1 protein-coding gene is annotated in these 585 nt (G+C 57.8%); it reads right to left on the bottom strand.

Annotation, left to right across the window (positions count from 1 at the left end; translation table 11 throughout):
* On the bottom strand, window positions 1-182 hold a 182-nt coding region (locus MOV76_RS39395; RefSeq protein ID WP_141505003.1), incomplete at its 3' end, for a hypothetical protein.
* Between the last annotated feature and the right edge of the window lie 403 nt (window positions 183-585).

Below are 585 nucleotides of genomic sequence, written 5' to 3' on the forward strand. Positions count from 1 at the left end.
TCGCCGGCGTCACTGTCGTGCGAACCGAGGCGCAAGTCGCTCGGATCCTGTTCCAGGTCTCGGCTCTCTGAATAGTAGTCGTCGATCCAGGCGTCCGTATCGAAAGCTCCGGTCACGTCTTCGATCCACCCACTTACTTCGCGAGAATCGTCATCGCGCGGCTGGTTCCGTCTTGGGTACATCGATGCCGATCCTCCGGAAATCAAATTTGGAACCTCAATCCTAATGCCTGCCGACCGCCGCCCAGCATGCTAAAGCCAGATCCAATCATGCCCCCAAGGCATGGCCGAACACCATATGGCGACGGCTTGCCGACAATCGTCTGCACTCGACCATCAGGCCGGCACATGGCTTGAGAGGCTCGCCAGCTTGCCGCTTGCCATGCGGAGCCCGCTAGAATTGGCCTTCATTTAAGCAGTTCGAGTGATATGTGGGACATGCAGCGTGAAGGGTGCCGTCAGGATTTCCGGTTCCAACCAATCCATCCGCCGGCCTTTCTGATTTCGCCGCCTCAGGCAACGGAACCATATGCGGTGTAGCTGCTGACAGAACCCGTTGCGCGCTTGATAGTTATGCGACCTATGG

This window comes from Rhizobium sp. PRIMUS64 (assembly GCF_023006465.1).
Taxonomy (GTDB): domain Bacteria; phylum Pseudomonadota; class Alphaproteobacteria; order Rhizobiales; family Rhizobiaceae; genus Rhizobium; species Rhizobium leguminosarum.